The sequence below is a fragment of the Candidatus Melainabacteria bacterium RIFOXYA2_FULL_32_9 genome (assembly GCA_001784615.1).
Classification (GTDB): Bacteria; Cyanobacteriota; Vampirovibrionia; order Gastranaerophilales; family UBA9579; genus UBA9579.
Map to the genome: position 1 here is coordinate 1 of MFRQ01000119.1, position 6188 is coordinate 6188.

The following is a 6188-nucleotide window of genomic DNA, read 5'->3' on the forward strand; positions in this document are numbered from 1 at the left end:
ATTGAGTTCTCATGTTTATTAATAATTTCTTTTGCCAGACTATCCAGTAAAGCAAAATCTGCTTCCTTGGGTTGGCCTTTAATCATTACAGGCTCAATGAGTTCGACTTTTAAATTACCCAGCATGCCTTTAAGCTGTTCGACCATATTGCCTCCCCAGCCAAAAGAACCGATTATAGAGGCAAACTTTGTTTTTGGCCTTAATGCATTAACCAGATAAGTAGCATTTGCTGCAACAGGGTGTGCACCTGTAAGGACTGTGGGAGATGCAATTACTATTGTGGCAGCATCTACAATATCCATAGCAAGTTCACCGATATCAGTTTTAATCAAGTCAAAAGTTTTTACTGTGATTTTATTGCTTGTAAGAATTTGACTTAAGTAATCTACCATCATTCTAGTACTTTCATACATTGAAACATATGCTATGACGACTTCATTCTTTACATTATCTGAAGCCCAATCTTTATATGCATTAAGTATAAAATCTGGATTTTGATATGATGGGCCATGACTTGGCATGATTAGATCAACTTCAAGCGTATCAATCTTTTCAAGATGCTTTTTAATATGCGCCCTAAATGGCATCATAATCTCAGCATAATATCTTTTTGCTGCCTTATAGACATTATCCTCATCTGTTATGAATAAATCATCTATAGCAAGGTGTGAGCCTAAAAAGTCACAGCTAAATAAGATTTTATCTTCTTTTAGATAAGTGAACATTGTATCAGGCCAGTGAACCCAGGGGGCAAGAATGAATTCCAATGTCTTATCACCTAATGAAAGAGTTTCTCTATCACCTACTACAATAAATTTATCATCACTTACCAACAAAAATTCCATAATTAAGGCTTTACATTTTGCATTAGTAACGATTTTTGCTTCAGGGTAAATCTCCAATAATTTTGGAATAGCCCCTGAATGATCCTGCTCGGCATGATTAGAGATAATGTAATCTAATTTATCAACTCCAAGTTCTTTAAGCCTGTTTGTCAGAAACTCGATTTTTGGAGGATAAGTTGTATCTATAAGAGCTGTTTTTTCACTGCCTTTAATAAGATAAGCGTTATAACTTGTGCCATCAGGTAAAGGTATTAATTCATCAAAGAGTTTTCTGTTTGCATCAATTGAGCGCAGAAGATGAACATTATCATTTACCTTGTGAACTATTACGGACATAATGATTTCCTCGTTAATTAGTCCTCTTTTTCAAATTCTTCTTTACCTGCTCCGCAAAGAGGACATGTCCAATCATCAGGTAATTCACTAAATGATGTTCCAGGTGCAATTCCGTTACCAGGTTCACCTGCTTCCGGGTCATAAACGTAGTTACAAACTAAGCATCTATACTTTTCCATCTTTTTACTCCTTATTTCTGTATAATTTCCATTATTATATTTTATAAAATTCTAACTTTTTAAATTAGTTTTACCTGATTTGTTTATAAATAATTAATAATTCTCTACGTTAACTTCATAAAATGCTTTTGGATGTATACAAGCAGGGCAAAGCTCTGGAGCTATTTTGCCTGTATGAATATAGCCACAGTTTCTGCATTTCCATTCAACTTCTACATCTTTTTTGAATACTGTACCATTTTCAACGTTTTCTAATAATTTTAAATAACGCTGTTCATGATGTTTTTCTACTTCTGCAATTTTTAAAAATGCAGTTGCAACTTCAGGAAATCCTTCTTCTTTTGCAACTTTAGCGAATTCAGGATAAAGCATTTCCCATTCTTCATGCTCACCACCTGCTGCTGCTTTAAGGTTTTCCATTGTATTTCCAAATTTTGATGGATAAGTTGCGTTTATTTCAACGTCATTTCCTTCTAAAAATTTAAAAAATCTTTTAGCATGCTCTTTTTCATTGTCAGCTGTCTCAAGGAAAATAGCTGAGATTTGTTCATATCCTTCTTTTTTAGCAGCACTTGCATAGTAAGTATAGCGATTTCTAGCTTGTGACTCACCGGCAAAAGCTGCCATTAAATTATGCTCTGTTTTAGTGCCTTTTAAGGACTTTTTTTGTGCTGTTTCCATATTATTTGCTCCTCTAATATTCTGCGCGACTTTTCTGAGTTTAATACACAATTATAACTGATTTTTTTAAGATTAGAATTAAACTTTAAGTTGAATTTATAAGTTCAATATAAATAAATCGGGAGTGAAAATACTCCCGATGAATTATAGCTTAAATAAATTGATTTATCTGCTAGCTACATTTCAGAGCCAGCATCCTTACTTTGCTTGATTAATTTCTGAATCGTCTCCAGTACAAGATTTTTATTTGATAAGATCTCGCTTAATCCGTTTAAAGCCGCTGTAAATCTAACAACTTTACCTTCTTCTTTATTACGATAAAGATTTTCAGGCCCATCATCAATAGGATCATCTTCTCCTTCAGGAATATCTCTTTCTGATATTCCTTCTGCAAGTTTTGGAGTTTTATATGTAACACAAACTCCAAGAGGTTCTAAGTCACTGTCATCAGTTTTAAAAAGATGAAGAGTAACAGTATCTTTTTTAGGCACTTGCTTTTCTGCTATTTCTTTTAGCTCTTTTTTAAAATTATCGAGATCGGATGCTGTAGCACTGCCGTATGTTTGCTTAATTTCTTCTTGTTTGACATCATTTGGGATTTCTTCTTTGTAAATTCCTTTAAAAGTTGGGACTAGTGAATTAGAAACAGTTTTCATCATTATATATTCTCCTTAATAAGATAAATTTAAAAGTTTAACTAATTTTTTAAACATACCTGAAAAATAAAATTGCTAGTTAATAACTAGAAATTAACGCATAAATTTGTATAAAACAAAAATGACCTCTTGAACAACTAGCTATCACTACATTACACGCCTTATTGCCCAACTGGCTAGTTTTTTAAATAGTGCTGAAAAATTACTGCTTCTTAAATGCTATTTTGCTTGATTTTTTAACTCGTAAAGAGCATTATCAGCAGCTATAAAATCAGGATCTATGCTTAAGACCTTTGTATAAAACTCTTCTGCCAGCTTGATATCTCCTTTTGCATTATAAATTTCAGCCATCCAGAACATTGTTATTGTGTCATAAGGATTTAATTCTAAAACTTGATTATATATTCTTATTGCAGAATCGTACTTGCCTATAAATCTGTATGAATTGGCTTTTTCTCGTAAATCTGAGGCTATTCTGGACATTTCTTCAGGGACTTTAGTAATTTCGATTTTTTTGACTTGATTTTTTCGAACTGATACGGGTTCAATTGATTGCAGATTGAAGTATCCAATAAATTTCTTTCTATTTATTTTCTTATTTAGGTAATCTTTGATGTAAACATTTGCTATAGATGATACTTTGCCAAAAGAAAACTCATCTTCTTGCCATATTATAGAGGCTTTTTCTATATCCCTAGTTAAATAGGGATATAACAGGATGAAAGCATTATTTCTTTGTTCATTATAAGTATCAGGCGGTAGTGATTGGACTTTTATTATTAGAATATTGCCTTCACGTATGATTTGTCCATTTTGTAAGTTATTTTTATCTTGTTTAGTATTTTGTGCAATTGATAAGCAGAACTGATTTGTGATTAAAACCAGTATCAAGCTTAAAAATAACAGATAAAATTTTTGTACTTTTTTAATATTCATAATTAATTTTTATGCTTTAAAAATTGCGGTTAACATATTTTATTCCATAAAGATTTAACTTGTCATGTCTAGTAAACATTAACTATTTATTACACATAGTAAATATGGCTTTCTATTGCTGATATGTCTTTGGTGATAGTGAAAAAATAAGTGATAAATATTTGAAAAAATCATAAGGGATGAAGCTATTTTGTCATGCCGGACTTGATCCAGCATCTTACCAATGTTAACAACAGGATAGATCCTGAAACAGTACTAATCCTCAAAACTAACTAAATGCAATAATTCAGCTCATACAAAATTTTATTGTTTTATTACAAACAGTAACAATTATGTATAAAACATTAAAGAAAAACTCCTAAAATCTCGATAACTAATACGTAAGGAGTATGAATTTGGGGCAAGGCTGCACGAATGATAACACTTGATACATCGTTAATTTTCAATACTATGTATTATGAATTAAATACTAAGCGTACGAATACAAATGCGTACGAAAGTATAGATTCATATACAGAAGCTCATGCGGCTAAAGGTACTCCTGAGTTTGTAAAGAATAAAGACCTTGATCAAGATACAATAATAAAAGCCCTTAAACTGCACCTTCCTCGTAATCGATTATCTATTTTAAATTTATTAAATCATAGTGAACTGGTTCAGCTGCTTTATCTGCTTGATAAGGGTAAGATGGTATTAGGTCTTAAGTTCTTTACTAAGCCTAAACTTTTGCAATACATTTATGATTTACCTAAAGAAGAAATATTAAAAATTTTATTCCAGGTATATTCTAAAGATGAGCTTTTATCATTTATGCCAATGAAAGCACTAATGGGCTTTTTGGGCAGTACTAAGATTCAACATGGTGACTTGATGAAAGTTATCAAGTCTATGCCAAAACATTTACTTGCCCAAATTTTGGAATCAATCACCGGCAAACCTGTTGAAAATATGACTATTGATGAAATGATTAAGAAATTAGGCAAGTGCAAGCAAGAAGCCTTGGTTGAAGGATTGAGGTCATTACCTTATAAAGAATTATTGCAAGTGGTAAGCAAGTTAACCGAGATGAATAATGATCTATTTCTAGAATTTTCAAAAAACTCTCTAATTGATCCCATATCAAGATTGGGAAAAAGTTCAATTGTAGAGAGTATGCAGGTTTTAAATCCTGAACTGATAGTTAAATTACTGGATGAACTTCCAAATAATTTACTTGCTGTAATTAATACAATGATTGATCAGGATAAATTGACAGAAGTATTACAAAAATATCACTCTGACTTACTTGCTTCTTTAGTGGAATAAAATATATTTATATTTTAATATTATCAAATTATGAAAGTGCTAATTGCCCCAAATTACTTTAAAGGTTCTTTATCATCAGTAAAAGCTGCTGATATTATTTCTAATGCGCTTAAGTTAGTTTGTTCTGATATTACTACTATAGTTTGCCCACTTGCAGATGGTGGAGATGGCACTATTGAAGCTGTCCATATGGTTCAAGATGGCAGTTTAATGCATATTAAAGTACATGACCCTCTATGTAGAATAATAGAATCAAGCTGGTTAATGATAGATAAGTATCCAGCAGCAATAATCGAATCAGCAAGGACAAATGGACTTAGTCTCTTAAAAGAGAATGAATATAATCCTTTTATTACTACGACTTATGGAATTGGCGAATTTATTAATGATGCAGTAAATAAAGGATGCGAAAAAATTATTGTAGGAGTAGGAGGCAGCGCTACAAATGATGCAGGATTTGGTGCATTAAGAGCCCTTGGAGCTAAGTTTCTTGATATCAATAATCAGGAAATAGGTAAAGACATATCATCGTTTAAAAACTTATTTAAGATTGATATTTCAGGATTAAATCCTGCATTAAAAAACACACAAATTTTAGTTGCTACAGATGTTAAAAACCAATTAACCGGAAAAAATGGCGCAAGTTTTACTTATGCTAAACAAAAAGGTGCAAAACAGGAAGATCTTGAAACTTTAGATAACCTTTTATCTCATTTTGCTGATATATGCACTCAAGAATTTGGTTTAGACAAAAGATATGAAGAAGGAAGCGGTGCAGCAGGCGGATTATCATATGGCTTAGCTGAGATATTAGGTGCAAAAATTATAAACGGATTTGATACTGTAGCTGACTTAATTGGCTTGGAGCAAAAAGTAAAAGAATCCGATATTGTTATAACCGGAGAAGGAAGAATTGATCAACAAACCCTATGGGGCAAAGCTCCTTTTAGAGTTGCAGAACTGGCTAAAAAATACGAAAAACCTTGTATAGCTATTGCTGGCTCAATAGAAGAAAACATTGATTTAAGCAGCTATTTTAAGTCTGTTTATACTCTGTTAGATATGAATATCTCAAAACAAGAAGCCATTAATCGAGCTGATGAATTATTGAAGGACTTAATAATAAAAAATCATAATAAAATATTGCAAAATTAAGGAGAAAAAATACTCACTGATGTCATGCCGGACTTGTTCCGGCATCTATACAGTTATAGCTTAGAGTTGAAATGTGGTTAGATCCCGGGTCAAGC

The 6188-nt window shown here is 32.0% G+C and carries 7 protein-coding genes; 2 read left to right on the top strand and 5 right to left on the bottom strand.

Translation table 11 applies throughout. The annotated features are described in order from the left end of the window. From A2255_02315 to A2255_02335, 5 genes are all read right to left on the bottom strand, one after another. Positions 1-1181, bottom strand: a 1181-nt coding sequence (locus tag A2255_02315) for an MBL fold hydrolase (protein ID OGI18098.1), incomplete at its 3' end; no start/stop codon positions are given. Positions 1182-1198: 17 nt separating this feature from the next. Further along, on the bottom strand, positions 1199-1360 hold the full coding sequence (locus tag A2255_02320) for a Rubredoxin (GenBank protein ID OGI18099.1): 162 nt from the start codon (positions 1358-1360) through the stop codon (positions 1199-1201). A gap of 93 nt (positions 1361-1453) precedes the next feature. Beyond that, positions 1454-2041, bottom strand: a complete 588-nt coding sequence (locus A2255_02325) for a rubrerythrin (protein OGI18100.1) — start codon at positions 2039-2041, stop codon at positions 1454-1456. Positions 2042-2217: 176 nt separating this feature from the next. Next, the gene (locus A2255_02330; GenBank protein OGI18101.1) at positions 2218-2700 is read right to left on the bottom strand and encodes a hypothetical protein; all 483 of its coding nucleotides are present in this window, start codon (positions 2698-2700) and stop codon (positions 2218-2220) included. 216 nt (positions 2701-2916) lie between these two features. Continuing rightward, on the bottom strand, positions 2917-3633 hold the full coding sequence (locus tag A2255_02335) for a hypothetical protein (GenBank protein OGI18102.1): 717 nt from the start codon (positions 3631-3633) through the stop codon (positions 2917-2919). 414 nt (positions 3634-4047) lie between these two features. Between A2255_02335 and A2255_02340 the strand changes: the two genes are divergently transcribed. Then, the gene (locus tag A2255_02340) at positions 4048-4938 is read left to right on the top strand and encodes a hypothetical protein (protein ID OGI18103.1); all 891 of its coding nucleotides are present in this window, start codon (positions 4048-4050) and stop codon (positions 4936-4938) included. A 30-nt stretch (positions 4939-4968) separates the two neighbouring features. Further along, on the top strand, positions 4969-6093 hold the full coding sequence (locus tag A2255_02345; GenBank protein ID OGI18104.1) for a hypothetical protein: 1125 nt from the start codon (positions 4969-4971) through the stop codon (positions 6091-6093). Positions 6094-6188 lie beyond the last annotated feature (95 nt).

Excerpts from the sequence above, each read along its gene's own strand:
- A2255_02325 (OGI18100.1), bottom strand. The coding sequence starts at position 2,041 with ATGGAAACAGCACAAAAAAAGTCCTTAAAAGGCACTAAAACAGAGCAT.
- A2255_02335 (OGI18102.1), bottom strand. The coding sequence starts at position 3,633 with ATGAATATTAAAAAAGTACAAAAATTTTATCTGTTATTTTTAAGCTTG.
- A2255_02330 (OGI18101.1), bottom strand. The coding sequence starts at position 2,700 with ATGATGAAAACTGTTTCTAATTCACTAGTCCCAACTTTTAAAGGAATT.
- A2255_02340 (OGI18103.1), top strand. The coding sequence starts at position 4,048 with ATGATAACACTTGATACATCGTTAATTTTCAATACTATGTATTATGAA.
- A2255_02320 (OGI18099.1), bottom strand. The coding sequence starts at position 1,360 with ATGGAAAAGTATAGATGCTTAGTTTGTAACTACGTTTATGACCCGGAA.
- A2255_02345 (OGI18104.1), top strand. The coding sequence starts at position 4,969 with ATGAAAGTGCTAATTGCCCCAAATTACTTTAAAGGTTCTTTATCATCA.